The following is a 24860-nucleotide window of genomic DNA, read 5'->3' on the forward strand; positions in this document are numbered from 1 at the left end:
ATTTCCGCTATGGCTGTCGATGCACTCCTCACCGCTGCGGAACGTCTCTTTGCCGAACGAGGCGCCGACGTCTCACTCCGAGACATCGCAATCGCCGGAGGTCAGCGCAATAATTCGGCGGTTCATTACCACTTCGGTGACCGCCGGGGATTGATCGATGCGATAGTGCGTCGACGTTTGACTTCGGTGGAGTCCTGCGCCGCTCGACTACTGAGCGCCACCGAAGAGCGCGACACGCGCACACTGACCGCCATTCTGGTACGTGCGCTTGTGGAGGCAACCGAACAACAAGGAGCGACGCACTACTTTCGGTTTCTCGAGGTCATGCGCGGTCAGGTCAAGATCTGGCCCACCGAAAAAGGGTCGGCGTGGTCGACGATCACGCAGGCGTTGGCCGAACAGCTCCCCAACGGAACCGAATACGAACGCGCGAGCAGGATCTCGTCGATGGCCACCACACTGTTCGCGCTGCTCGCAGACTACGAACGTTCACAGGAGGCCGTCGGAGTTCTGGAGTCACTCGGGCCCACTCCCGGCCAGATCGTGGAAATGGTGGTTGCACTACTTCAGGCACCGATGCAGCCGCGGTGAATGCAGATCTCCACTCAAAACGACACCGGAATTTGAAACTCTGCCGGACTCCCTGTTGCCATTCAACCGGCGGGACGATCGCCGGCGCAGCCTCACCAACGCCCGCACCCGCACAACTGGGCCAATCCCGTCGCCGAAAATCACGCCACATTCAGTCAAAAGTCACAATTCCGCCCGGGACATCCGGTTCACACGAAATCCAAGGCGGCGCGGACAGCGAGGAGGCTATCGGCGGGTCGATTCGATTCGATGACCGATCGTGCGGCGTCACTTATCGCCGCCCCGATCTGGGTGCGGAGCCAGACCGTAGTGCGGGCGCGGTGCGGGATCTGCGCAATCGACTCGGTGAACGACCCGCGCGTACAGGAGTCCGATCGGCATCGCCATCGGGTCTTCGTCCATTGCAGCGTGATTCGATGTTCGCCCCATCGGGGTTGCGGGCGACACAGGTCACCCGTAACCCGGGCAATCCGAACAACACTGTCGCGCTCTCGACCAACGTGCTGAGCTTTTCTGTCGTCGGGTGCTTGACGCAGCATCCCTTCATTTCGGGTAGGGTGTAAGGCCCTTCAGCTGCCGAACCGTCTGTCAGCGACTATGAGTCACGAACGCCCGAGTCAGCAGGGGCTGGCTGACTCTCCATCCGATCTTGCTTTTCAGCATCTACCGGGGAGGTCTGCTTGCGAGTCTGGATGGCCAACGCCAATGCGGCGAATGCGGCGAACACCGCGCCCGTCCACATCGCCACAGACGGATTGTCACCGAACGCGCTGATGGTGACGGCGCTGATGGCGGTGCCGAGGGTGACACCCATCGTGATGACCGCCGTATGCACGGTACTGACCAGATTCCCGGCCCCGCCGACCTCGGCCACGCGGGTGACCAGTGCAGGATTCATCGTGACTCCGGCGAAACCGACGACGAGCACCATCACCAACACCAGCAGTGATACGTCGGCGAACAGCGCGATCAGCCCGAGCGAGACGAACAGCAAGGCGTGTCCGAACCGGAGCACGCCAACAGCGTGGGAGTCGGCGAATTTGCCGACGATGAGATTCCCGATAAGGGAGAAGGCACCGTAGGCGAGCAAAATCAGTGTGGTCGTATCGGCGCTGAAGCCGGCGCTTTGTTCCAGTAGCGGGGTGAAGTAGGAGAACGACGCGTACGCCGCACCGATGGTGAGCAGACTCACCAGATATCGCGACCACAGGCGAGGTGAGCGCAAGTTCCGCACATCCTGAGCAGCGTCTTCCTGACTGGCCGGCTCTCGGCTGGGAAGTCCGATGAGGCTGATGAAGAACAGGAGGAGTGCGGCCGCTCCGAGGACATAGAAGCTGGTCTGCCAGCCCCAGCGCCCGGCGATGAGGTGTGACAATGGCAGCCCGATCACAGTGCCCACCATGATGCCGCCGAGCACGATGGAGATGGCCTCGCCGATCTTCGACGGAGTCGCGGCGAGCCGGGCGCCGAATGTGACCGAGAGCCCGAATGCGGCACCCGCGAGGCAGCCGGTGAGAACACGTAGCAGTGCGATCCACCAGTACTCGTGCACGAGCGGCACGAGCACTTCGAGCACGGCGTAACCGGCGACGACCATCAGCAGGGACCGCTTCGGTGGACTGTGCCGCAACGCGTACGCGAGCAGTGGGCCGCCGATGGCCATCCCGAGTGCGTACATCGACACAAGTAGGCCGACCTGGCTGGTCGAGACGTCGAGGTCGGCCGCGATCTCCGGCATCATGCCGGCGACCTGGAGCTCACTCATGACCACCACGAGGATGGTCAACATGAGTAGATAGAGGGAGCGTTTCATGGAGAACTCTTTCTGTATTACATAATCCAAAATTAGACCGAAGGAAGCCCGCACCGAGACAAGTGCGAGCTGGAATCGTTAGGGACGTAGGACGTCCAGCCCAAGCATCGCCACCCGGCGCAGTTCGTTGGGCTGCGTCCCAGCCTGGGCAATTACCCGGATACCGGAGATGATCGAGACCACCAGCAGGGCGCCGTCACGGGGAATGAGGCCCGATCGCACAGTGCCATCGCGTTGACCAGCGTCGATAGCTGAATCAAGGAGCGAAAGTTGCTGCTCCAGGGCACGGTCGAGAATGCTTTTGATGCGTGCATCCCTGTGTTCCAGATCCGGCGTCATGCGAGCGCCCACCACCATGCAGCCCGCAGCATGACCCTCGGCGGCGGCCGCGCCTTCTTCATTCAGGACGATATCGATCACGCCACGCAGGCGCGTCATCCCGTCCAGGGTTCCGTCTTCGAGAATCGCTGCTTGCCTGCCTCCGGTTGTCTCGACGTAGCGCCGCAAGGCGCGCACGAACAGCTCATCCTTGGAAAGGAAGGTGTTGTACAGGCTGCTTCGCCGCACTCCTGCCGCCTGACATAACTGTTCGGTGGAGGTGTCGGCGAAACCGTGCACCCTGAACTGGGCGGCGGCGGCATCGAGCACCGCAGTCTCGTCGAACATGCGCGGTCTGACCATGAGACCGACCCTAGCATGTTATGGATTCTACAATCCATAACATGTGGGTGACCCACCGCTCCACGTCAAACACGGAACCGACGATTCCAGAAACATCATGACCCGCAGCGCAATTGGAGAACACAACCGACTGCCCACTTAAAGTTGAAGAGCTCAATTACCTCGACAGGAAATCAGCCACACTCCGCGAAGTCAATGCTTTCCAGGGAGGTCGACTGGCGGATGTGCAGTATTCGAAACGTGCAGTATTCCCAGCCTCTTCATCGACGCCCGATTCGACCGGTGGACCGTGAGATTCACGCTATGCACCGGAGAAGCTCAACCCGCAGAACCCGACGTATCGGGCAGCGACCGTACTACGACTGCAAGTGCTCCTCGACAATCTCGTGACGCCACCCGTCGGCGAAGGACGCTCGTGTCTCGAGGCTTGCCGCGTCGATCACCCGAGCGGTCGGCATCAACATCACATCGAAACCGAACAGCTCGTGCTTACGAAACAACACCATCCACGGTTCGAGGCGCTTATGCTCGCAACACCCTCGCCAATGCTCCTCATTCCAAACCACATTGAGGGACATCAGGATGACTGGCTCAACAATAAATTAGACGTAGAAATTCAACACGTGCCGAATTCGGTCCGGACGCGGCGTCCAGGGAAACTCTTCCGCAGTCACTGTGTTCGGTTCGGTCTTTCGCCTCGTTCAGGGACAGATGTCCTGTCGAAAGTTGCTGCGCCCCGCACAGAATGGGAAACAACCCGCAAGCGGTCGGGTCGTGCATGGGCAATCGCGTAGTTGAAGATTCGCCCGGACATGTCCCGGACGGATTGTTCCAACAACAGCAAGGGTGCCCCCTCGGTAGTTCTCAATACCGACGCCAGAGTTTCATCCGAGAGCACCGCGCTGACCGTGAAATCGGACCCGCCGATTTCCACTCCCGCACTCGAGAGGTAGGAATACCAGTCGACAACGAAGGGAGTGTCGATCAGTCGCTGCGCTTGCGGGAACAACACGTAGTTGGTGGCCGCGACGTCTACGTCTCCATTGGTCGTGCCCGCCGCGTAGTCCACGCGCAAACATGGTGTTCCTGTGGGCACCTCGAGCGCCCTCGATGCAGCACCGGGCGCTGAGATCACTGTGCTCTCGAAGGATGTCAAACGGAATCTCCCGTTGCGGAGGTCGCCGCTCTTCAATGCTGCGGTGACTTGAACGTCGTCGGGTCGTCTGTGAGCGGTAGGGGCGACTACGTGTGTCCCCACGCCCTGAGTCCGTGCGATCAACCCTTCGTTCCGAAGGAGCGTCAGAACTTCGCGGACGATCCCCCGGCTCACCGAATAGGAACCTACGAGTTCGCGCTCGCACGGAAGGATGCCGTCAACGAAATCTCCACGCAGCACCGCTGCCCGGAGTAGATCCCTTGTTCGTCGAACCGAATCAGGCCTTGCCTTCATCCAACCTACCTCGCGCTTCATCTCTGACGAGCCCTTGCGAAGTGTAGTACAGATCTTCAATTATATTGTTGCCCCGCAGATTACGCCGTTTATGCATTTTCTTTGACGCTGCGATCTGGTGTTTTGATTCTCGATTTCGCCGATACGCCGATACTGGTCGGCCCAGCGCACTCAGCAGTTCCCCTGCCGCTTCGGAGTTCGCTTGTCGCAATAGGTGTGATGACCTATTGTCGGTCCGGGCGTTGCAGGAGATGATCCGATCTACCGAGAAATATGCTTGCAACACAACGGTTTCCGAGAAACGTTCTCTATAGGGCGTTGGCGGGTCGCCATGATAGGCATTCATGTTCTTGTACGAACTCTTCGGCGACGGTTCCCAACCGATGCACTGAGACGCACCTCCTCGGTTGACACAACGCCCGAGCGTTAGCCCTCTTCCATCGAAATCAGTATCAATCGAAAGGACAGTGACGATGGTCAGCTGGAACGAAGAATGCGACGTGCTGATAGCGGGTTCCGGTGGCGGCGGCCTCACCGGCGCATATACCGCAGCACGAGAAGAACTCGAGGTGATCCTGGTCGAGGCCACCGACAAGTTCGGAGGCACCACCGCCTACTCCGGCGGCGGCGGTGTGTGGTTCCCATGCAACCCGGTCCTTCGACGTGCCGGCACCGACGACACGATCGAAGACGCGCTCGAGTACTACCACGCAGTAGTCGGCGACCGCACCCCGCGCGAACTGCAGGACACCTACGTCCGCGGCGGAGCACCGTTGATCGAATACCTCGAACAAGATGAGAACCTCGAGTTCGAAATGCGGCCGTGGCCTGACTATTTCGGCAAAGCGCCCAAAGCCCGACTCGACGGCCAGCGGCACATCGTCCCGACGCCGATTCCGGCAGTAGAAGTGGGAGACCTCCGCACGTCTATGCGAGGACCTCTCGACACGGAACGTCTCGGGGCTCCGCTACCCGACGTGCTGGTCGGGGCCCAGTCGCTCATCGGTCGACTCCTCAAGGCAATTGCGCAGTATCCGAATGCCACCCTGCGGTTGAACGCACCACTTGTCGAGCTCGTAGTCGAGGAGGGTGTTGTCGTCGGCGCGATTGTCGATCACCACGGCGAGCGCCGCGCCATCCGGGCCCGCAAAGGCGTGTTGCTCGCGGCCGGCGGCTTCGAGGGCAACGATGAGCTTCGATTGAAGTACGGTGTGCCCGGCACCGCCCGCGACACCGTAAGCCCCCGGGGCAACCTCGGCGCGGCCCACCAAGCTGGAATGGCAGTCGGTGCCGACATCGACCTGATGGGTGAAGCCTGGTGGGCTCCGGGAATGACTCATCCGGACGGCCGCTCGGTGTTTGCACTGTGGTTCACCGGCGGCATCTTCGTCAATCAGGACGGTAAGCGGTTCGTCAACGAGTCGTCGGCCTACGACCGCCTCGGCCGTGAGGTCATCGAACAGATGCAGGACGGCTCGGTCACCCTGCCGTACTGGATGATCTACGACAACAAGGAAGGCGAGCGTCCACCGGTACGGGCCACAAACCTCTCCATGGTCGAGACCGAGAAGTACCAAGCGGCCGGCCTGTGGCACACAGCTGACACCCTCGAGGATCTGGCCGAGAAGATCGGTGTACCAGCCGATCACCTGGTCGCGACCGTTGCCCGGTTCAATGCGATGGTCGCCAAGGGTGTCGATGAGGACTTCGACCGCGCCGACGAGGCCTACGACCGCGCGTTCACGAACGGTGAATCACCCTTGGTGGCAATTGATCACGGCCCGTACCACGCAGCCACCTTCGGCATCTCCGACCTCGGCACCAAGGGAGGGCTGCGGACCGACACCGCCGCGCGGGTACTCGACACCGCCGGCAATCCGATTCGGGGCCTCTACGCGGCAGGCAACACGATGGCCGCACCCAGCGGCACCGTCTATCCGGGCGGCGGAAACCCGATTGGAACCAGCATGCTCTTCAGTCACCTCGCCGCTCTCGACATGACCGGCCGTCAAGCGTGAGAACGGACCCCCTCCACCAACTGAACCATGTCGAATGAGAACGTGCTGGGGCCGCGATCGCCGCGGCCCCAGCGATCGAGCCGAGCCTGAATCCACTGATCTCTATGTCGGGTAGCGGTATATCGACAGGACGAAGACGCCACCGCAGCATCCCTGGTACGCAATAGCTGGCGGCGACTGATCCACTCGTCGTCACTCCATCTATTTGTCCGATCGTCCTGCGATTTCCGAGATTTTCCACCGACAGTTGTCACTGAAGGTCCGGGCAAAGATGACCTTTTCCGCAGCTGTGAACGAAACCTGCGCCACATGATCACAGGAGCGTCGACGGCACGGTCAGTGCGCGGGGTGAGGACGGCGCACATCGCGGATATACACGCTGAAAGTGTTGTCTCATAACACTGTTCAGAATTTCTGGAATCGGGATCGCAACCGCCATTCATCCCAGAAGAAAACTAGAACATGTTACATTTCGAATATTCGAGCAGATGAAATGACTGAAAAGGAAGTCAGCAACGATGGCCAGTTTCTTCACCAAACGCGGAGACCTACTCCTAGCCCAAGAGTTGGCGGTCAGCGCCTGGGCACCGACCCAAGTGGGCGGTCACGCCGTCTGCGGTCTCCTCGCTCGCCAGCTCGAGACTCACTGTCCGACCGGCTTCGTCCCGGCCCGGCTGACGGTGGACCTCTTCAAGCCGGTCTCGAACGCCCCGATCGAGGTACGCAGCGAGATCGTCCGGCACGGCACGAGGATCACCGCCGCTGATGCTTTCATCGTCCAAGACGAGCAGGTGCGGGCACGAGCCTCGGTGGTGTTCCTGACCACCGGAGCCGAGCCGGCGGGACGGGTGTGGAGTCCGGAGGCGGACCTTCCTGTGCCTCCGGAAGGATGCGTATCTCCGCAGGGATCACCGCCGCTGTTCAAGAGCAGCGACCGCGAGTGGACACACGATTTTGCGGCGAACCAGAACGCCGACCGCAAAATCTCCTGGTACAGCCTGCCCGCGCTCGTAGACGGCGAACCGATCTCGCCGTTCCAACGCGCCGCGGTGCTCGGCGACACCACGAACCTCGTATGCCACTGGGGATCCGAGGGTGCCGGGTACATCAACGCGGACATGACCCTCACATTGTCGCGGTTGCCCGTCGGCTACGAATTGGGCCTGCGCGCGGACAACACTATTGCCACCGAAGGCATCTCGATCGGCACTGCAACGCTCTACGACAGGACCGGTCCGCTCGGCACCTGCGTGGTCACCGCACTGTCCAACGCCCGCCGGCAGATCGACTTCGCTACCTCTCAGCTCTGAGCAAGCGGTGGCCGACGTGAAGAGGATTATCGGGCCGCCAGAGATGATGGCGAGCGCTCCACGGGGCGCTCGCAATCAGAGCGACTAAGCTCCGATTCTTCGGAGCGGCGTCGCCGCTCGAACATCGGAATCGGGCCACAGCTGCAAGAAGTACGACGAAATCGTCATCCAGCGCCTGACATTCGACACCCGAGTCACGTCCCACCGCGTACAACCGAACTCGGTATCAGCCTGGCCGTGAAATCAGACTTTCATCTGGAAAATCCTGGTAGTCGGTTTCGAAGTCCAGCATTCGAACGGTGGCGGTGTCGAAGGCCGCCGAGACCTCTTGAGCTTCAGTGCCAGCGGACGCGGGCTGTCGTCGGTGCGGACGAACAATATCCGGCTTGTCGGTGAGTTCTGGAACGCTGCCGCCTCATGGGTGAACTTTTGGGCTGTCAGTTTCAGGAGACAACGGCATTCTTCAAAAGACCACTGCACTGGCCATCGCTTCGACCTCGACATCATCATCGAGTCCTTCCCAATCTGACGGCTGAACCAATCGAGTCCTGGGGTTGATCGAGTGTTGGTTGGAAATGCCGCTGGGTTGTTGCCTCAGAACCCCCGATATGCACGCGGTCAGTCTCGCTGATTGCGGATCAAATCCTGGCCAAAGCCAACCATTGAGGTATATAGATAGCGCCGCAGTAGGGTCCTGCTATGACCACGATTGGGTTCTTGCATACGTCGCCAGTCCACGTTCCGACGTTTGACGGGTTGACCCACCAGACTTGGCCGCTACTCGGAACCATCCACGTCGTCGATGAGTCGATCCTCACTCAGGCGCGCGCAGAGGGTCCCGAGATGACGCAATCTGCTGTCCGGGCTCACCTCAATGACCTCAAGGACAGTGGTGCCGATGCAGTTTGCTGCACCTGCTCCACCATCGGGGATATCGCGGAGAAGGCAGGAATTGGCCTACCGGTGTTTCGCGTCGATCGCCCGATGGCTCGCAGGGCTGTCGAGATGGGGCCGCGAATCGGAGTGGTCGCCGCGTTGGAATCAACACTAGGCCCCACTCGGGATTTGATCGCTCAGGAAGCTGTTGCAATGGATTCTGAGATCAGCATTGAACTCATGGTCGCTGGCCACGCATGGTCACTGTTCGAGGCCGGGGACATGGACGGCTACATTCGTGCCATCAGCGAGAGCACCCTCGCTCTGGAAGGCAGGGTAGATGTGATTGTGCTCGCCCAAGCAAGTATGGCACCCGCTGAAAAGCAACTCGCTGGCCTTTCGGTGCCTGTCCTGTCGAGCCCACGACTGGCTGTCGAACACGCTGCCGAAATGTGTTCCTTGACAGTGTCTTGATAAGCGGTTCAATCGAAGCTGCCGCCAGATCGGGAACGACTCGGTGATCATGCTTCCGCCTGGCGTGCAATCGCCTTCTGAAACTGACAGCGTCGCGTCGCGGTGTGGCGGCGCCGGGACGTCACACCCAGTAGGGCACACGGGCCCGGTACTTACGGAGCGCGTGGATCGCAAGCAGCCACCCGGCAACGGTGAAGCCCAGCACGATGTACCAGTGATATGCCCGCTGGGCCTGCCCGAGCAGTGGCGCTCGAATGATCTCGAGATAGTGAAACAGCGGGTTGAACTCCGCGATCCGGGCGCGACTCGCGGCCCGGTCCTCGAGAGCCTGCCCAACCACCACAGAAAAAAGGGGGACGTGCCATCACCGCAGTTCAGACCGCATAAACGGTGCACCTCGACAGCAGTGAACCCGCACCACGCCCAGGCGCCCGACATCCCAACAACACCCCCGCACCGCACCGCACCGCGGGAACACCACACCGCCGAGGCCCTCCCGCCACGGCCGCCCACATTCGCAACTCGTCAGATAGCGCGGCACAATCTCACACTCAACCTAAATCTGATGACTCAGGTACGCGCGAACTCCACTCGGCGACTCCGCATGGACATAAGGCTGGACGGACAAAGCGCCGCCGCCCGATACTCAGCACCGTGGACCATGCTGCGAACGAACCCGATCACACCACCGCCCGGAACTCCACGAGCTTCTCAATGAGCTCAAACGCCGAGAGCCCATCTTTCATCAACCAGAGTTCTGCACCACGCGAGAAGACTTCAACCAACTCACTGCCCCGACGTTCTGGGAAACCGGAGCCTCCAGCCGACGCTACAGCCGCGAATACATCTGGTCAGTTCTCGAACAACGATTCGCGGCGAACCCCACCAACGACCTCAACAGCAACTGGAAGACCAGCGAATTCCAACTACGCGAGATCGCCCCAACCACTTATCTCTTGACCTACACACTCCTTCAGAACACCAGACTCACCCGCAGAGTGACTGTATGGCAGGCCCCTGATCGGAGCGCCGGCCGCGAATCGGTCGCGTTCGGTTGGTCGGGTACCGGACGAGCGGAAAGGCCCATCCACGCGGTTCGGACAAACTTCGCAGTTTCCGACATCTGTTACGTGAAGTAACACACAACACGCGGAGTTCACCCACCCCAATGGGGACTGCGCCGTCACCACTGGCGATAGCCCGATTGCCTCCCAATACCACCAAGAAATGTGCATTGACCATAGGAAACGACACTTCCCCTCCCCTATCACGGCGCCGAGCGAGAAGCTGCGGTCAGACCGGTTTGAGGAGCTCCGGGGTGTTGTTGCGAGGCGAGTTGACCGCGGTTCCGACTTCGTAGGGTTCGAGGTGCGGTTCGGGAACCGAATTCATCAGCGCGTCAACGTCTTCGAGACTGGTCAAGGCGGGGTCGAGCCAGTGTTCCCAGAATGTTTCCGGGAGGATGACCGGCGATCGGTTATGTACGTGCCCGAGAGAATCCTGCGCTGGTCTCGTCAAAACTGTTGTCGTCCAAAGCCATTTGTTCGGGTCATCCTCCGGAAGATCAGGATTGGGCCACAGTTCGTAGAGGCCGGCCATCGCGAGGACACCGTTCCCGTGCAGGAAGTAGGGAGTTGCTTTGCCGTGCTCGTTCTTCTACCACTCGAAGTAGCCGTCGGCCGGCAGGATTGCCCGCCGTTCGGATGCTGCCCGTTTGAAGGACGGCTTCTCGGCCAGCGCCCGCAGATGTCACTGTCGGACTTCTCCTGACCGACGTTGTTGCCGGTGTCGCAGTTGGTGCCGGCACCGCTGTCGAGTGCGGAGCTGCAGGGAGCCGACAACTGCGCGTGCGCTGCCACTTCCTCGCGGCCGAGCGCCGGACTTCGATGCAATTGGCGGTTCGGACAAGGTCATCACCTTGCTCGACTTCCGACTGGACGAACCAGATTGGCAACGAAACGCTCACCTAATGGGAGACGACCTCTACGTCCTCGTGATGTCCCGACAACGTCAGCCTGGCAGCGGCGGATTCTTGCCCGGCGACCAGCGGCCTCTGCGATCTGACTGACAGCCCGCCTATCCCCCGAATTCACGTTTACCGGGAAGCATGTCCGCAGCTGGGTCCGTCATGCGAATCCATCAACCGCGCACTGGCACCCTCTAACCTGAAACCATGACTTTCAGCACCTTAGGCGTTCGACCAGCCGCGAGTTCACTTGCCGCTATGTGCACTCTGGCGAGTCCTCTACCCGGGTCGCCCGCGCGTACGCGCAATCTGTCTGTCGACGAGTTCGAAAGGGTCCTCTCATGAACCCGCGGCACAGCGAAGAGTACAAGCGGCATCTTGTCGACGAAGCATTCAACCGGACGCCACCCGGTGGCTTCCCCGAAATCGAACGGCGCGAGGGACTTACCCCCGGCACCCTCTTCGACTGGGTAGATACCTATGGACCGCCGAAACCACTCGCCCCCTTCTCCGCTTTGCATTTCTGGATCGGCACGACCGAACAAACTGAAGCGGAGTTCTTCGCCTACTTCGATGTGCCCGACGCCTACTGGAAAGACGAGGACGTCTCCGCGATCGACGCCGGTGTCGGGTTCAACATTGACCTCGACGAGGCGTACGCCTACGACGACGATCTGCTGCTCAGCATTCACGATGATGTTCCGATGCTTGTCGCCGAACTCATCGCCGAGAGCACGCTCGAATCGGATGCCTCCGCAGCAGCAATCGTGAAGGCATGCGCTGAACGAGGCATCCATACCGCCAACGCCATGTTCGTCTACGCCGACCCGACGCAAAGCATCCAGGACACGACGAAGCTGTACAACCATTTGCCGTACATCGGCCTGTTCCCAAGCAGGGAAAGCATCTGAACACCGAACGTCGGGCCGCGAAACCGGGGAGCACCTCGAGACGACGCTGAAGGACACCCCACTTCAATGACTTCCAATCACCGCCGCCGCTGGCACCGCGGGCAGAAGTGAGAGCCACGCGGGCATGAGCCATTGCCTTTCGCTGTCGAGCCCATGTTCGACGTGTCCTGGTCCGTCGATGCGGTGGTAGATCGTATCTACGAAGATCTGCAACGTATTGGACGAAATTTCAAACGGATTCCACTTGAACGTCTCCGGACTCGCCGGTGCGATTCACCCCGTCGTTTCTGGACTAGTTTTCAACCGTCGTTAACATCCCATCAGATGCGCAGTTCACTATCGATCGCGCGATGCTCCGATAGCGGTCTGCGATCGCATCGATCGACAGGCGTCCGGACGGGTCGAACCATTGACAGACCCCATTGATCAGATCCATCAGTGCGAGGGTCGTGATCTCGACATCGGTGGTCGCGGATCCCGGGTCTCGGATGGCGGCCACCGTGTCACGAACGGCACGTTGGTAGGTGGACTGCAGGTCCACGATGGTTTTTAACTGGATGGGAGAGAGCGCGCCGCGGTTGCCCCGAATGCTGAGCAGTTCAGCGTTCCGTGCGCTGCTGATCTGCAGATGCAGTGTGATTGCTTCGTCCAGGCGATCTTGCGGCGCACGTGTCGAGTCGGTCAGGACGGGGAGTATTGCGTCGTTGAATTCGCGCATGAATTGCAGGGATATGGCGAACAGTAGATCCTGTTTATTTCGATAGTGGTGGTACATCGTCGACGACGAGATTCCGACGGCGTCGGCAATCTCGCGGATCGTGGTCATACCGTATCCGCGTTGGTGAAACAACCGCGCCGCTTCGACTCTGATCTGCTCGGCCACGTCCACGCCGGCCTCGAGTCCGAGGTTTCTCGCCATTTTCACCTCCGAAGTGAACAGTGATCCGGTTCCGCGTGCATTCAAAGAAAAATCTAGCAGGAGAACGACGTCTCGGATCCGGTCCTCGGTTCCTCGGGGCGGTGGTGCGTACTCCAATGTAGTCTCGCTCAGTCGCGGCGTCGAAGCCTTCACTGGCGTTCGAGGCACTGGCCGCTAGACCGAGATTGTGTGCGAGATCTTTTGAAATTTTCCTCCAGCGCCCGCTCGGGCGTGGACGTGCCTCACGTGCGGTGACGATTCGTGGGTCCTGATCCTTGGGGCACAGTCGACTATTGGTTAAATCGACTGTGCCCCAAGCAATTTTCAGATGTGTCAGGTACTGGGGATGATACTGGCGCCGAGTCGCCAGATGGTGTCCAACAGGTACTGACGTGAGGGTGTCACCTCGCGGCTCATGGCCTCGGCCATGAGCTCACGGAACGCTCCCAGAAACGCCGCAGAGACGAGGCGTGCATCGACCGCGGGATCAACCTCGCCGTTGCGCTGTGCGTACGCGACGTTGCGTGCGGCCATGTCGATCTGGGCGGCGAGGCGTTCTGCATCCGCTTGAGCGGCTGACGGTTCGCGCATTCGCCGACCCATGACGATCTGCGCGAGCCCGTCCTCGAACAGGAAATCTATCTCGCGGGACAGGCGCAAGCGCTCACGCTCGGTCCAGCCGAGTTCCGGCGATACCGGGACCGCGAAGACGGCGTCGTCGTAGGAGTCGTAGAAGCCGTGAACAACAGCGGCGACCAGACCGTCCTTTGCGCCGAAGTACCGGTAGAGCAACCCTGGAGATGTCTCGGAGCGTGCCGCGACCTTTGCAACCTCCAGGGTCCCTCCCGTCTCCAGAAGTTCCGCGCGGGCGGCCGCGATGAACCTCAATCGGGTGGCGTCACCGCGGGCCGTCCGCCCGTAGCGGGTGGTTTTGTCAGACGTGGATGACATTGTTCGGGTTCGGTTGCTCGTCGGCCGGCGCAGCGCTGTAGTCACCGAACGGTGTATCCCGCTCCGCGACAACCGCTGCGACGCCCTGTTGTTCGGCGATGGTGATGAACTTCTTCGCTTCGGGGGTGTTGCGCATCAGGCCGTCGAGAATCGGGCCGAGCATCTGGGTGCTCGCGAGCCCCTGGTTCTCGTAGGCCTGATTGACGATCAGCTTCATGGCCGAAAGCTGGGAAACGGGAATGCTCGCCAACTGGGCGGCCATCTTGGCTACCTCAGCTTCGAGATCCTCGAACGGAACAGCCTTGTTGATCAGGCCGATACGCTCCGCCTCGACGCCAGACACTGCTTTGCCAGTCAGTGCGTACTCCTTCGCTTTGGCCATCCCGAGCCGGTAGATCCACATGCCGGAGAGGTGGCAACCCCACATGCGAGCATACGGCGTACCGATTCGAGCGTCCTCGGAGGCAATGACGATGTCCGCGCCGAGGGCCATTTCGCTCCCACCGCCGACGCACCAGCCATGGATCTGAGCAATAACCGGCTTCGGGCTGCGCCAGATACTCATGAACTTCTGCGTCGGGGATTCTGATGGAGCGGTCGCCATCACAAAATCCTTGCCCGCGTCCCACTCTCCGTCGGTGTTCATCTGATCTTCCCAATGCTTGAAACCGCCACTGAAATCGTATCCGGCACAGAATGATCGGCCTGCGCCACGGACGACGACGACCTTGACCTCGGAGTCGCGGTTCGCCCTGGTCATGGCGTCCTGAAATTCATCGGGCATCGGAGGAACGATGGTGTTCAGACGCTCGGGGCGATTGAACGTGATCGTGGCAACCGGACCGGTAACGGAATACAGCAGAGTCTCGTACATGGTTTCTCCTTCATTGGTAAAGTAAATTCACTTTATCTTCACGATGGCGTAAATGTCCACCCTTTGAGCTAAGTCGCTTCCAGCCTTCGGCAACTCAACAAGGGGGATGATGGCCAGCCCATTGACAGGCGCATAGTGACGTGGGTAACTTGATGCCCATTCGATCGGTCGATCAAACAATCGACCCAATCACTCTGTGCGCAAACATCATCCAGCAAGTAGATATTGATAGGGAGACTCGTCCGTCATGGAGTCAACATCAGTCAGTCCCGCAACAGCCCCCGGACCCGGGACGAAGGTCATCGTCACCGGCGCGGCCGGAGGGATCGGCGCCGCACTGATCGGCGCCCTGGCTGCGCTCGGTTGTGAGGTCGCCGGAATCGACCGTCCGGGGACGGCGCTGCCGGAAGGCCTCCGGTCGATCCCGCTCTTCGAGGCCGACCTCGCCGACGAGGCTGCAGCGGCGGAGGCAGTGAAACGAGCAGTGTCGCAACTCGGGGGACTGGACTGCCTGATCGGCGCAGCAGCCAGCGTCGCGACCCTACACCGCGCAAAGTCTTTCTCTCCCAGTATCTTCCGTCAGGACATCGAGTCGAACCTGTTGTCCCAGTTCTGGACCGTTCAGGCCGCCTATGCTGCGCTGGCCGATAGTGATCAGGCGAATCTGGTCCTGTTCTCTTCGACGGGGGCTTTGGACGGTCTTCCCGGTCAGGTGTCATACGGGGCTGCCAAGGCGGGAGTGCTCGGGTTGGTCCGCACGCTTGCGGCCGAATGGGCAGATTCCGGTATCCGGGTCAATGCAATTGTCCCCGGATTGGTCGCGACCCCCAAGGTTCTCTCGATGCCGACAGAGACGCGGGATCGGGTGCTGCGCAACGTCGCGATGAAACGACTGGTCGAGGTGGACGAGGTAGTGGCGTCGGTGTTGTTCCTGATGTCGTCCGGCGCCGGCGCCATCACCGGCCAGTCGTTGCGAGTTGACGGGGGCGCGGGAATCAACACCCAGGGCCTCTACCGCTGATCCGTCGTTCCCCGTCGTCAATCGTGAAAGGAGCTGTCGCAATGACGAATTGCGATCCAGCGGGAGCTGCAACGTTGATGAGAGGCGTTGCAGCCCCGGCCTTCGCTGCGGTGGCAGAGGAGTTCGATCGGAATTTCGCCGAGCGAGGTGAAGTGGGAGCGTCCCTGCATGTGCTCGTCGACGGCAAGCCGGTCGTGGACCTGTGGGGTGGTGTCGCCGATCCCGAGACGGGGCGAGTGTGGGAACAGGACACGGTCAGTGTCGTATTCTCGGCCACCAAAGCTGCAGTCGCACTGTGTGTCCACCGACTCCTGGCATCCGGTGACCTCCGCGAGGACATGTCGGTGGCGCAGGTGTGGCCTGAGTTCGCCGCGAATGGCAAGGGCGACATAACCATCGGAATGTTGCTCAATCATTCCGCCGGGATTCCGGTGCTCAGTGAGCCGCTCGGATCCGGGATGCTCGAGGATTGGGAGTTCATGGCCGGCCGGATCGCGGACCAGGCGCCGTTCTGGCTGCCCGGCGAGCAGCACGGCTACCACCCGGTGACCTTCGGTTTTGTGCTCGGTGAAGTCGTGCGCCGGGTCGCCGGTTCCACGATCGGCACGTTCTTTGCATCAGAGATTGCGGGTCCGCAAGGGCTCGACTTCTGGATCGGACTACCGCCGGAAATCGAACCGCGTGTCGCTCCGATCGTGAAGGGGATCGACGGTGAGGTCGCCCCGACGCCGTTCCTCGATGCCGCACTCCACCAACGTGGTTCGATCCCGAACCTCTTTGTGTTCAACTCGGGAAACTGGGCTCGTGCGGGGGTGAACACCCGTGCCGGCCGGGCGGCGGAAATTCCCGCGGCAAACGGTGTCACCAATGGAAAGGGCCTCGCCAAGATGTACGCGAACGCCCTTCGGGACCCCGCCGTTCGGTGCCTCGCCGAACCCGAGTCGTCTTCGGCGAAAGAGATGCGCATGTCCGACGGATTCGACGCAACACTGTTGATGCGGACCAGATTCCGCGGCGGATTCATGCTGTCGATGGACAACACTGCGCAACTTGGCGCCGGCCAGAGCATGCGGATCGGTAGCAATGCCTTCGGCCACTGTGGATCGGGTGGCTCGATCGGGTTTGCAGACCCCGCACTCGGCCTCAGCGTCGGCTACACCATGAACAAGCAGGGCCCGGGAACGCTGCTCAACGAGCGCGGGCAGGCCCTCGTAGATGCCATCTATCGCTCGCTCGGACAGTCTGTCCCGACGCCGGCGCCACTAGAGTCGCAATTTGAACAGGATCGACTATGACTTCTGAAAGCACACAAGGTAATTCGACACGGACTGACGTGCTCATCCTCGGCGCCGGATTCTCCGGCCTCGCGGCGGCCGCGACGATCTCCCGCGCGGGCGGACTCGACTATCTGATCCTCGAACAGGGCGACGACGTTGGTGGCACCTGGCGCGAGAACACCTACCCCGGGTGTGCGTGCGATATCCCGTCACCGCTCTACTCGTTCTCCTTCCGGCAGAACCCGGGCTGGCGGTATCTCTTCGCGCCGCAGCAGGAGATCCTGGAGTACCTCCGTGACACGAGCGCCGAGCTTCGGATCACCGAGCGTATTCGTTTCGGCGCCAAAGTTATCGGTGCAGTCTGGGACGAGCAAGACGGTACCTGGACGGTCGAGACGGCGGACGGCTCGGTGTACCGAGCGCGATTCTTGGTCTCCGCAATGGGACTACTTCACCACGCTTCCTACCCGAAGCTGCCCGGCCTCGAAAACTTTCAGGGCCCGGTCTTCCATTCCGCGCACTGGGATCACTCGTGCGATCTCGAGGGTAAGAAGGTGGCCGTCGTCGGCACCGGGGCGAGTGCGATCCAGTTCGTTCCCGCAATCGTCGACCAAACCGCAACGCTCACGCTCTTCCAGCGGACCGCCCCGTGGATCGCCCCCAAGTTCAACCGCGCGTTCAGCGAGGAAGAACGAGAAGAGATGCGCCGCAACCCGATCAAGCGATGGAACCGACGCGCTCGTCTGTTCTGGATTCACGAGAAGCGTGCCAAGGGATTCGTTTCCGATACCTCGAAGATGGGGCCCACCAAGGCGTTGGCGTCGGGTAACCTCGCGAAGCAGATCAGTGACCCCGAGCTGAGGGCAAAACTTACCCCGGACTACGAGATCGGTTGCAAGCGACTGTTGATCTCCAGCGACTACTACCCGGCACTCGCCAAGCCGCACGTCGACGTCGTCACCGCCGGCATCGGAGAGGTTCGTGCGCAGTCCGTAATCGATACGGACGGAACCGAATACGATGCCGATGTCATCATTTTCGGAACCGGCTTCGATGCGCAGAACAGCCTCAGCCGGGTCCCGATTCGCGGACGCGACGGCGTCGCACTCGGTTCGCAGTGGGCGTCGGGCCCCGAGGCGTATCTGGGGACGACGGTGGCAGGATTCCCCAACCTGTTCCTGCTGTGCGGCCCGAATACAGGCCTCGGGCACAACTCGCAGGTTTTCATGATCGAGGCCCAGGCCAGGTACATGAAGCGGTGCCTGCGATACGCCGGTCGCCGAGGCGTGATCGAGGTGCGTCAGGATGCCCAGGACCGCTTCAACCAGTTTCTGCAAGGGAGGCTCTCGTCGACCGTGTGGCAGGCCGGCGGCTGTAAGAGTTGGTACCAGGATCCCGTCACCGGGCGTAACACGCTCTTGTGGCCGAAGTCGACGTTGTCGTACTGGCTGCGCACTCGCTTCCTTCGGCGGACCGATTACCTCCGGAGCGTGACCACCACAACTACTCAGCAGTCGGTGACTGCCGGCTAGTGCATTGTTCGTTTTTTGTTCGATCCGACCCAAGCGCGCTCCGGCCGCACCTTTAACGAAAGGTTCTGCAATGTCGACGATTCCCGAACTACTACACCGCAACGCCGAGCAGTACGGGGATATGCCCGCGCTGTCCCACGACGGACGCATCTTGACGTGGAGCGAGACCCGGACCCGTATCGCCCAGATCGCGCTCGGACTGTCCCGGCTGGGAGTGAGCAAGGGTGATCGCGTCGCGATCATGATGTCCAGTCGCCCCGAACACTGGTTGACGGACCAGGCGCTCGTGCATCTCGGTGCGCTACCGGCGACGGTGTACGGCACGATGCCGTCCTCCCAGATTGCGTACGTCGCCAACCACAGCGGGGCCAAGGTAGCCGTACTTGAAGGTGCCGGTGAAGTCGAACGCTGGCTGCCGGTTCTCGACCAGTTGCCCGGACTCGAGCGTGTGGTCGTATTCGATCCCGAAGCCTGTGTGGCCGACGACGAACGCTTCGTGACGTGGTCGGACGTCGTAACGGACGAGACGGACCTCGACACGTTCGAGGCCGGTTGGCGGGAGATCACCGCGGACGATCCGGTGACACTGATTTACACCTCCGGCACCACCGGCATCCCCAAAGGCGTGCTGCTCACTCACCGCAACGTAATCGCCAACGCCGAGGCTTGGGATGCCGGGGCGCCAATACCCCAGCATTTCCGCAGCGTCTGCTATCTGCCGTTGGCGCACATTGCCGAACGTATGATCTCGGTCTACATGGCCATCCACAAGGCCGGCTACTTGACGTTTTGTCCCGACCCGAGCCAGTTGGTCGGCGTACTCCTCCAGACGCGCCCGACCAGCGTCTTCGGCGTCCCCAGAATCTGGGAGAAACTTGCCGCAGCACTGCGTGCTCGACCGGAGTCATCGCTCGCTGACGTCGGCCTCGACCAGGTCACCTGGGCCTGCAGCGCCGCCGCGCCGCTACCGGTGGACGTACAGGAATACTTCCGGGAGCAGGGAATCGCGATCATCGAAGCCTGGGGCATGACCGAAACTACCGGCGTCGCCACATCGACGACCGAAACCGACTTCCGCTTCGGCTCGGTCGGCAGCCCGATCCGGGGCACCGAAATCAAACTACTCGAGGATGGCGAACTCCTGGTGCGCGGCCCGATCGTGGCGTCGGGATACCTCCAGGACGATGGATCCGTGCTCCCCGTCACCGACGACGAGGGCTGGATGCACTCGGGTGATATCGGACGGATCGATGAGGACGGACACCTCTACATCATCGATCGCAAGAAAGACCTGATCATCACGTCGGGCGGAAAGAACATTGCCCCGGCCGCGCTCGAGGCGCTGCTGACCAAGCATCCCTTGGTCGGTCAGTCGCTGGCCTACGGTGATCGTCGGCCCTACGTAGTCGCCCTGATCGTGCTCGACCTGGATGCAACGACGGCGTGGGCGGCTTCGCAGGGAATCGTCGTCGCATCGCCATCGGAGTTGGCTTCGCATCCGGGCGTAGTCGCGGAGATCGACCGCGCGGTGGAGATCGCCAACCAGGATCTCGCTCGGGTGGAACAGATCAAGCGCTACCGGGTGCTTCCGACGGAGTGGACTCCGGAAGGCGGCGAAATGACCGCGAGCCTCAAGATCATGAGGCGCGTCGTCCACGAGAAGTACGGCGACGTGTTCGACGCTCTGTACGCATAGCGACTGCACTGTCAAGTTTTGAGAGTGCCGTGGTATGACGCGATTCGTGTCGTCAACGAAAAAGTCGGTTTCATCGGGGATGATCATCGCGCACTGCATGTGTGCTCCAACCGCTCACCCCCTTGCTCGGCAAGATCGAATGATTGTGAACCCGAGATCGAAGTGACAGGCAAGACGCTTCCGTGCCTGATGCATCCGGTCCGGGCGAGACTACTGCCGCCGACTCAGGCGGCATTTCGACGAACTGTTCATCACGGTGTTCATCAAGCCTGCTGTAGCATGACGCGTTCGATCAGGACGGCAACGTCCTCGACATCCTGACCCGAATCAGGAGGTAACCGGCTTGTCGGTGACCTCAAGCGGGCTCTGAAGCAATCAGGGAGCCCGCAGAAGATGACGTCGGTTCAACAGATCCAACAACTGGTTCGCATCGCTGGTGAACTCGGCCGCGAGGTCGCCACCGGCAAGGATGCCCACGACATCTACAAGATCGGGCAGACCTACCGAGACGCGGACGAGACTCTGGCGAAACTCGGCTACGCACCGAACCGCCGCCCCGGCCAGGTCGGCTTCACCCACCACGCCTAGCAGTCCGGCTCGTGTACACCGTGGGGCACGAAACCAGGTTTCGTGCCCCACCTTCCGGGCGGTTCGTACCGCCCGGAAGGCCACGTTCCGAGATCAGCGACAGATCCGCGGCCGCAGAATTTTTCTCCCCACCCCCACCCAGGAGTTCCACGTGACCAATGGCTTGACCATGGACGACTACCCCCTATCACTGACCGCTGTGGTCGAGCGCGCCGAACAATTCCACAGCACCAAAGACGTCGTAACACGCCGACCCGACGGCAGCATCGCCCGCACCACCCTCGGCGCATGCGCACGCCGGGCACGAAGGCTGGCGACCGCCCTGGCCGACCTCGGCATCGGGGACGGCGACAAAGTCGCAACCCTGCTGTGGAACCAAGCCGAGCACCTCGAAATGTACTTCGCCGTTCCCTCAATGGGAGCGATCGTGCACACCCTCAACCCGCGCCTGCACGCGGACGAGCTGACCTTCATCGTCGGCGACGCCCAGGACCGGGTGATCGTCGTCGACGAATCCCTACTCGAGGTATTCGACAGCTTCCGACTCACACACCACTTCGACCATGTCATCGTCGTTGCCCACGATCGACCGGCGCCGGCGGGAATGCTCGACTACGAAACCCTCATCGCTACCGCCGAACCAATGATTTGGCCTCTCATCGACGAACGGCAAGCCGGCGCAATGTGTTACACGTCCGGCACCACCGGCCGACCCAAGGGCGTCGTGTACTCCCACCGTGCGATCGTGCTCCATTCGATGGCCGTCGCACTACCCGACGCACTCGGCGTATCGACGCAGGACACCCTGCTGCCAGTAGTACCGATGTTCCACGTCAACGCCTGGGGACTTCCCTACGCCGCCGCACTCCTAGGCGCCAGGCTGGTGCTACCCGGACCGAAACTCGACGCCGTCAGCATCCTCGACCTGATCGAAACCGAGAAGGTCACCATGACCGCGGGAGTCCCGACCGTGTGGATGACGATGCTCGACGCCCTCGACGCGCAACCGCAGCGTTGGGATTTGCGCCACCTCGACCGGTTGATCGTCGGCGGAGCAGCGGCTCCACGCAGCTTGCTCGAGGGATTCGACCGCCACGGACTGAGGGTCGTGCAGGCCTGGGGCATGACCGAGACCTCTCCGATGGGCACCGTCAGCCGCCTCCCGGCAGACCTCGAAAACTGCGACGACAACACAAAATATGACTTCCGGGCCCGACAGGGTGTCGCGATGCCGTTCTTCGACATCCGCGCCCGGAACGAGGACGACGGGTTCATCGAATGGGACGACGTCGCCATGGGTGAGCTCGAAGTGCGTGGCCCGTGGGTGGCGTCCGGCTACCACAACGGCACGGGCGCAGACAGTTTCACCGATGACGGCTGGTTCCGCACCGGGGACATCGTCCGCATCGACCACCGCGGCTGCATCCGGATCTGCGACCGCTCCAAGGACCTCGTCAAGTCGGGTGGCGAGTGGATCTCCTCGGTCGATCTCGAAAATCACCTGATGGCGCATCCGTCGGTGGCGGAGGCCGCGGTGATCGCCGTGCCCGATACGAAGTGGGGTGAACGGCCGTTGGCGGTGCTCGTCCTGCGATCCGGTATGACCGCCGATCCGGAACAGCTTCGTGAGCACCTCTCGAGCGAGTTCGCCCGGTGGCAACTGCCCGAGCGTTTCGAGTTCGTCTCCACCATTCCGCGAACCGCGACCGGCAAGTTCAAGAAGCGGGATCTACGAGACCAATTCACCGCATGACCCGGCAGTCGTGAACATCCGGACAGATGCGGAGTGGCGAGTCAGCTAACGCGGCATCTGTCGCAGCACGATCTCGGCGAGGTGCATGTCCCGGGGCGTCTCGACGGCGTCCCGGACCGCACACGTTCACCTCAAGGTGGATCCCGGCATGGGCCGCAACCAACCGAGTCCGCCGCGAGAACGCGAGGCGTACCCCGAAAATTGGAGTTGACCGTCAATCCCGAAGACCCCGGACAGCAGGCCCATTCGGGACCAAGCGCGCAACCGTCACCTCTTCCTGACAGCGGAGACGACCTCTACCGATTCCCGACGATTCTTCACCGACCTGGAGACATGAGGATGCTCTACCGATCAACAATAGAAATCCCTACTCACCCAGCACCATTCACGACCACAGCACTACGGGAGCTCATCGCGAAGCTCACCCGCGACTGCGGCGTCGATGCCGACACCACGGCGGACCTCATGCTGGCAATCAACGAAGCCGCGATCTTCTTGCTCAGCCACGCCGCACGGGACAATGTACTCAAGTGTCAGTGCGCGCTGCAGACCGGCGTGCTGCGCGTGATGCTTGCAACGAGAATGGGGTCGCAGATCCCCCCGGATCCGTATTCCTTCGAGTTGTATTTAGTTCGCCAACTCGTCGATCGAATGGACCTGGAACTGCACTCGGAATCGAGCGCCTCATCACCAACTGCGATACTCGTTCTCGAAAAAGTGATTTCTCGGAATGCGTTGTGAGAGAGATAGTTCAACAGTCTCCCCACAGCTAATCCGGCTCTTCCGGATCCGAAAGAGCGCTCGAATGCGGTGTCTCCTCCCATTGCCGCAGTACCCACGGAATGTAGAAGTCGTTACGACTCCACGGATGCGACTCATTGAAAAACTGTTCAGCCTTCCGATCAGACCCATCGCCCGACCCTACTAAGTCCAGGAACACAAACTTCTGCACCCACACGGTCGCGGTGTCATCATCCCAGGTCAAACCAGCAAATGACTGTGCACGCAACCATGCGTGCACCACTGCACGCAAAAATACACGCAACCACCGAACTTGCCGACGACTTGGCGCCGGCTGCCGATGGGTGCCGGCTACAAAGCGCTGGCGACCTCCCGACGGACGAGTTCTGAATCCTGCCGGGACATGCCATCACCCCAGCTCACAGCCTCAAAAACTGTACCTCAGCCCGCCCATCACCGAATAGCTCTCACAGCTGGCAACAACCCACACGAGCGGGAAGAAGGTTCCAGATGGTCTCCTTTATCGATTCCAGTTCGGCGGGACAGATGGAGCTGCCACAGTCGTGTTCGTCGCGGCTCCCATCCATCTGTGGATCGTCGCACTGGTTGGAGTCGATAACGCGCCGCCAAAATTCTGATCGACGTATCTGACCTCAACCCACAAGATCACCCCCAACCACAAAACGACACACAACCAAGAAGCGTCGAAATAGCTACTATCACAACAGAATTTGAGCCTCACCAAAACGCCTCCATGCGTGCCCCTCGGAATCGGTTACCCGCCAAGCGATCACCCAAAGTTTCTGACAACCAACAACATTCAAAAACACCCGAAAATCGGCTTCCACACGCCCACCGCACACCCGAATCGACGAGCAACAGCAGCTCCCCACCCGCAGCCGGCACTCGCCGAGCGATCGACCCGAGCCCAGCCGGCACCCCACCGCCGGCACCCAGCCGACTCGCCGAGCACCCACCACCGGGACATGTCATCACCGCAGGTCAGCGCACCTCGAAAGTAGCGAATCAGCCCACCCCATTCGCCCGACATCCCGACAGATTCCTAGTCCCGACGAACCCCAACTCCCCCACCCACGACGCTAAACCGAGCAGGCTGCTGATCCTCTCAAGACTTCACTCAGGGCCGGTGGTGGTCAACGACCTCGCCGACGATGCGGAAATGACGCAATCGTCTGTCTCCCATCAACTTCGACTTCCGCGCGCCCTGAGGCTCGTCACCGGAACCCGCACCGGGCGAAGCATCGTCTACAGCCTGTACGACAACCACGTCGCCCAACTTCTCGACGAGGCGGTTTATCATGTCGAGCATCTCCGGCTCGGGACTCGGGACTCGGGGCTCGGGACATCTCGGCCGGCTGACATCGCTGAGAGTGCGGCGACCCAAGGAATCGGATTCG

At 61.2% G+C, this 24860-nt stretch carries 18 protein-coding genes and 4 pseudogenes; 13 read left to right on the forward strand and 9 right to left on the reverse strand.

Annotation, left to right across the window (positions count from 1 at the left end):
• Positions 1-9: 9 nt before the first annotated feature.
• Entirely contained in the window at positions 10-591 is a 582-nt protein-coding gene (locus BDB13_RS28415; protein WP_094275407.1) for a TetR/AcrR family transcriptional regulator, read from the forward strand.
• Between the two features lie 595 nt (positions 592-1186).
• Here the strand turns inward: BDB13_RS28415 and BDB13_RS28425 are convergent.
• The 4 genes from BDB13_RS28425 to BDB13_RS28435 form a co-directional block, all read right to left on the reverse strand.
• Positions 1187-2404 (reverse strand): MFS transporter, encoded by a 1218-nt coding sequence (locus BDB13_RS28425; RefSeq protein ID WP_094275408.1) that lies wholly within the window; start codon positions 2402-2404, stop codon positions 1187-1189.
• 78 nt (positions 2405-2482) lie between these two features.
• The gene (locus tag BDB13_RS28430; protein ID WP_254923096.1) at positions 2483-3070 is read right to left on the reverse strand and encodes a TetR/AcrR family transcriptional regulator; all 588 of its coding nucleotides are present in this window, start codon (positions 3068-3070) and stop codon (positions 2483-2485) included.
• Between the two features lie 371 nt (positions 3071-3441).
• A complete protein-coding gene (locus BDB13_RS32370; RefSeq protein ID WP_176459772.1) occupies positions 3442-3591 on the reverse strand; it encodes a hypothetical protein in 150 nt (49 codons plus the stop codon).
• Between the two features lie 164 nt (positions 3592-3755).
• Entirely contained in the window at positions 3756-4535 is a 780-nt protein-coding gene (locus BDB13_RS28435) for a GntR family transcriptional regulator (RefSeq protein ID WP_176459773.1), read from the reverse strand.
• Positions 4536-5002: 467 nt separating this feature from the next.
• On the opposite strand from BDB13_RS28435, the gene BDB13_RS28440 reads away from it, so the two are divergent.
• From BDB13_RS28440 to BDB13_RS28450, 3 genes are all read left to right on the forward strand, one after another.
• Positions 5003-6553 (forward strand): FAD-binding protein, encoded by a 1551-nt coding sequence (locus BDB13_RS28440; RefSeq protein ID WP_254923097.1) that lies wholly within the window; start codon positions 5003-5005, stop codon positions 6551-6553.
• A 518-nt stretch (positions 6554-7071) separates the two neighbouring features.
• Positions 7072-7863 carry a thioesterase family protein gene (locus tag BDB13_RS28445; RefSeq protein ID WP_094275412.1) on the forward strand — a complete coding sequence of 264 codons (792 nt, stop codon included), beginning with the start codon at positions 7072-7074 and terminating at the stop codon, positions 7861-7863.
• Positions 7864-8562: 699 nt separating this feature from the next.
• On the forward strand, positions 8563-9213 hold the full coding sequence (locus BDB13_RS28450) for an aspartate/glutamate racemase family protein (protein ID WP_094275413.1): 651 nt from the start codon (positions 8563-8565) through the stop codon (positions 9211-9213).
• 121 nt (positions 9214-9334) lie between these two features.
• Here the strand turns inward: BDB13_RS28450 and BDB13_RS28455 are convergent.
• Together BDB13_RS28455 and BDB13_RS28465 are read right to left on the reverse strand one after the other, a co-directional pair.
• Positions 9335-9526 (reverse strand): annotated as a pseudogene (locus BDB13_RS28455) (ABC transporter permease); the annotation flags it as partial.
• A gap of 980 nt (positions 9527-10506) precedes the next feature.
• A pseudogene (locus BDB13_RS28465) lies at positions 10507-10950 on the reverse strand (SOS response-associated peptidase); the annotation flags it as partial.
• A gap of 570 nt (positions 10951-11520) precedes the next feature.
• On the opposite strand from BDB13_RS28465, the gene BDB13_RS28475 reads away from it, so the two are divergent.
• Positions 11521-12090 (forward strand): immunity 22 family protein, encoded by a 570-nt coding sequence (locus BDB13_RS28475; RefSeq protein WP_094275415.1) that lies wholly within the window; start codon positions 11521-11523, stop codon positions 12088-12090.
• A 292-nt stretch (positions 12091-12382) separates the two neighbouring features.
• On the opposite strand, the gene BDB13_RS28480 is transcribed toward BDB13_RS28475, so the two are convergent.
• The 3 genes from BDB13_RS28480 to BDB13_RS28490 all read right to left on the reverse strand — a co-directional run bounded on the left by BDB13_RS28480 (position 12383) and on the right by BDB13_RS28490 (position 14834).
• On the reverse strand, positions 12383-13009 hold the full coding sequence (locus tag BDB13_RS28480; protein WP_141210736.1) for a TetR/AcrR family transcriptional regulator: 627 nt from the start codon (positions 13007-13009) through the stop codon (positions 12383-12385).
• Positions 13010-13342: 333 nt separating this feature from the next.
• Positions 13343-13960, reverse strand: a complete 618-nt coding sequence (locus BDB13_RS28485) for a TetR/AcrR family transcriptional regulator (protein WP_094275417.1) — start codon at positions 13958-13960, stop codon at positions 13343-13345.
• The gene (locus BDB13_RS28490) at positions 13944-14834 is read right to left on the reverse strand and encodes a crotonase/enoyl-CoA hydratase family protein (protein ID WP_094275418.1); all 891 of its coding nucleotides are present in this window, start codon (positions 14832-14834) and stop codon (positions 13944-13946) included. The genes BDB13_RS28485 and BDB13_RS28490 overlap by 17 nt, the downstream gene beginning before the upstream one ends.
• A 247-nt stretch (positions 14835-15081) precedes the next feature.
• Between BDB13_RS28490 and BDB13_RS28495 the strand changes: the two genes are divergently transcribed.
• From BDB13_RS28495 to BDB13_RS33240, 8 genes and pseudogenes are all read left to right on the forward strand, one after another.
• Entirely contained in the window at positions 15082-15855 is a 774-nt protein-coding gene (locus tag BDB13_RS28495) for an SDR family NAD(P)-dependent oxidoreductase (RefSeq protein ID WP_094275419.1), read from the forward strand.
• A gap of 41 nt (positions 15856-15896) precedes the next feature.
• Entirely contained in the window at positions 15897-17150 is a 1254-nt protein-coding gene (locus tag BDB13_RS28500; RefSeq protein ID WP_094275420.1) for a serine hydrolase domain-containing protein, read from the forward strand.
• Complete coding sequence (locus BDB13_RS28505) at positions 17147-18664, forward strand: flavin-containing monooxygenase (protein WP_094275421.1); 1518 nt, start codon at positions 17147-17149, stop codon at positions 18662-18664. Before BDB13_RS28500 ends, BDB13_RS28505 begins: the two co-directional genes overlap by 4 nt.
• Before the next feature lie 70 nt (positions 18665-18734).
• Positions 18735-20360, forward strand: a complete 1626-nt coding sequence (locus tag BDB13_RS28510) for an AMP-dependent synthetase/ligase (protein ID WP_094275422.1) — start codon at positions 18735-18737, stop codon at positions 20358-20360.
• 387 nt (positions 20361-20747) lie between these two features.
• Positions 20748-20948, forward strand: a pseudogene (locus BDB13_RS28515) (3-keto-5-aminohexanoate cleavage protein); the annotation flags it as partial.
• Positions 20949-21099: 151 nt separating this feature from the next.
• Positions 21100-22701, forward strand: a complete 1602-nt coding sequence (locus tag BDB13_RS28520) for a long-chain fatty acid--CoA ligase (protein WP_254923098.1) — start codon at positions 21100-21102, stop codon at positions 22699-22701.
• Positions 22702-23034: 333 nt separating this feature from the next.
• Positions 23035-23442: a hypothetical protein gene (locus tag BDB13_RS28525; protein WP_141210737.1), complete on the forward strand. Its 408-nt coding sequence runs from the start codon at positions 23035-23037 to the stop codon at positions 23440-23442.
• Positions 23443-24541: 1099 nt separating this feature from the next.
• Positions 24542-24793: pseudogene (locus BDB13_RS33240) on the forward strand (ArsR/SmtB family transcription factor); the annotation flags it as partial.
• Positions 24794-24860: the final 67 nt, after the last annotated feature.

The organism is Rhodococcus sp. OK302, from assembly GCF_002245895.1.
In the GTDB taxonomy this organism is placed as follows: domain Bacteria; phylum Actinomycetota; class Actinomycetes; order Mycobacteriales; family Mycobacteriaceae; genus Rhodococcus_F.